Consider the following 2665-nt stretch of genomic DNA (forward strand, 5'->3'; position numbering starts at 1 on the left):
GCAGGGAGGTAAATACCAAGATGTGTTTGCATGAGGCGCTAGGGCACCCGATGCAACACGTAATTGGGACATAGCCTGATAAAAGGGTGGGTATGCTATCGCCTCATTTATCAATAGCGATTGACCAGGATCAACAAGGGGAGGGCACACACGACCATACTTGTCAGATGAGTGTAAATATGGTGGTGAAAATGCCGCCATGTTCTGAATATGTGATGGTTACTTTCTAATTGGCTGTGCAAGTGAAGGCGGTGTCCTTCATCAGGCGGCCATGATGGGTGTTCCCTGAGAGCCTCGACGGCGTCGCCATGTTGCCTCCGATAGCAGATGGCATGCCTGCCACCCTCGCTTTCCCCGCTGCCGCGCCAAAATGCCCCAAATTGTTAATATCGGGGCAAAATAGAACAATAAAATACAAATGATATTTGTTACTATTCACATGCAGTAAGTAATCGAGGATCAGATGCAGCTTGTTCACCCCCCTTTGACCCTGGTCGCCGTGACCATCTCCACCCTGCTTGCAGGCTCTGTACAGGCCGCCGCGCCCGAAAGCCAGGATACGGCCACCGCCGACGAGACCCTGACCGTGCTCGGCCAGACCTATCGCAACACCGCGACCAAGACCCGGCTCGACCCCATCGAGACGCCCCAGGCCATCTCGGTGGTGGATGGGGAGACCCTGTCGCTGCGCGGTGTCAGCTCGGTGAGCGAGGCGCTGCGCTACGTGCCCGGCGTCAACACCGAGCTGCGGGGCGGGGCGGTCAACCGGCTGGATCTGTTCAACATCCGTGGCTTTGACAACTACCAGAACTTCTATGACGGCCTGCTGCTCCAGTACAACGACTGGAACCTGCAACCCCAGATAGATCCGGTGGCCATCGAGCAGCTGGAGGTGTTCAAGGGGCCGACATCGGTGCTCTATGGCAGCATGCCCCCCGGCGGCATGGTCAACCTCATCGCCAAGCGCCCCCAGCGGGAGAGCAAGCACAACGTGAGCGTGGCGACCGGCACGGGCACCCTCAAGGAGATGACCCTCGACAGCACCGGTGCCATCAACGAGCAGGTCGCCTATCGGCTGGTGGGGCTGGCCCGGGAGAAGGATGGCCAGGCGGTGACCTCGAAGGAGGAGCGCTACGTCTTTGCGCCGTCCCTGGACTGGCAGCTCGGCGAGCGCACCCTGCTGAACCTCAACCTTTACTACCAGAAGGATCCCGAGGCCGGCATCTACACCACTGTGCCCGCCAGCGGCTCGGCCAAGTCCAACCCCCTGGGGCAGCTTGGCAGCGACACCTTCCTTGGCGACGAGAACTGGAACGAGTACAACCGGGACGTGACCCTGCTGGGCTACAAGCTGAGCCACGACTTCAACGAGCGCTGGCAGGTGCTGCAAAATGCCCGCTACATGGATGCGTCCGCCTATCAGCGCAACACCTACAACGCGGCCCTGGCGGCGGACAACCGCACCCTGGCCCGCAACGCCTATCTCACCGATGAAGACTCTCGCGGCGTTGTCATCGACAACCAGCTGGCGGGCAAGGTACAGACGGGCTCTGCCCAGCACAACCTGCTGCTTGGGGTCGATTACCAGTACCTGGATGCCCATATCCTCTACCGGGATACCCTCGACTACTCGGCGCCCAGCATCGACATTTTCAACCCGAACCATAGCCAGATAGTCCCAGAGGCACTCACTTTCAATTACCAGGATAAAAAGGTGATCCGTCAGTCCCAGACCGGCGTCTATCTGCAGGATCAGGTGCGCCTCGATCGACTGGTGGCCATCGGCGGCGCCCGCTACGACCGCTACCGGATGGACACCGACAGCCGGACCCTCTATCAGGGGGCGGACAGCCAGTCCCTGGCCCACCTCGATCAGGACAACCTCTCCTTCCGTGTCGGCGCCCTCTATGAGCTGGATGGCGGCTTCTCCCCCTATGCGAGCTATGCCGAGAGTTTCGAGCCGGTGCCGGGGGCGGACAAGCAGGGCCAGGCGTTCAAACCGGCGACCGGCCATCAGTGGGAAGGGGGCGTCAAGTTCCTCTCCGACGACATGAGCAAGACGGCGACCCTGTCGGCGTTCCACATCACCAAGAAGAACGCCCTGGTGACGGATCCGGACAATGTCTACGGGCCCAAGCTGCAGACCGGGGAGACGGTCTCCAGGGGCATCGAGCTTGAGGGGAGAGCCGATCTCACCAGCCAGCTGGATCTGGCCCTCAACTACACCCTGATGGACATGGAGATCACGCGTGACACCACCACGCTGCAGGGCAAGACGCCGGTCTGGGTCCCCAGACAGATGGCGTCGCTGTGGAGCAACTACTACCCCGGCGGCAACCTCGAGGGGATGCGAGTGGGCGCCGGCCTGCGCTACGTGGGGGAGGCCGAGATGGATGCCGCCAACACCGACAAGGTACAGGACTACCTCCTGATGGATATGTCCGCCTCCTACGATCTCGCCGCCCTCAGCGCAAGCCTGAAGGGGATGGGGGTATCGCTTGGCGCCAGCAACCTGTTCAACAAGACCTACTACTCCTGCTACGACCAGAACAACTGCTGGTTCGGGGCCGAGCGAAGCGTGGAGGCGCGGTAAGCGCCGCTAAATCGACCTACTTGCCTTCGTTGTATTGCGCCACTTTTTTTGCAATGGGCTCCAGCGGGACGT

Annotated in this window: 2 protein-coding genes; one reads left to right on the forward strand and one right to left on the reverse strand. The window is 60.8% G+C overall.

Annotation, left to right across the window (positions count from 1 at the left end):
* Positions 1–226 precede the first annotated feature (226 nt).
* Complete coding sequence (locus OKC30_RS20520; protein ID WP_160839240.1) at positions 227–478, reverse strand: hypothetical protein; 252 nt, start codon at positions 476–478, stop codon at positions 227–229.
* On the opposite strand from OKC30_RS20520, the gene OKC30_RS20525 reads away from it, so the two are divergent.
* Positions 464–2593, forward strand: a complete 2130-nt coding sequence (locus OKC30_RS20525) for a TonB-dependent siderophore receptor (protein ID WP_270809792.1) — start codon at positions 464–466, stop codon at positions 2591–2593. The two genes, OKC30_RS20520 and OKC30_RS20525, sit on opposite strands and share 15 nt — an antisense overlap.
* The last annotated feature ends 72 nt before the right edge of the window (positions 2594–2665 follow it).

The organism is Aeromonas sp. QDB18 (genome assembly GCF_027705325.1).
GTDB classification, from domain to species: Bacteria; Pseudomonadota; Gammaproteobacteria; order Enterobacterales; family Aeromonadaceae; genus Aeromonas; species Aeromonas caviae.

What these genes read in the sequence shown, in the direction of transcription:
- OKC30_RS20525 (WP_270809792.1), top strand. Translation starts at nt 464, where the DNA reads ATGCAGCTTGTTCACCCCCCTTTGACCCTGGTCGCCGTGACCATCTCC.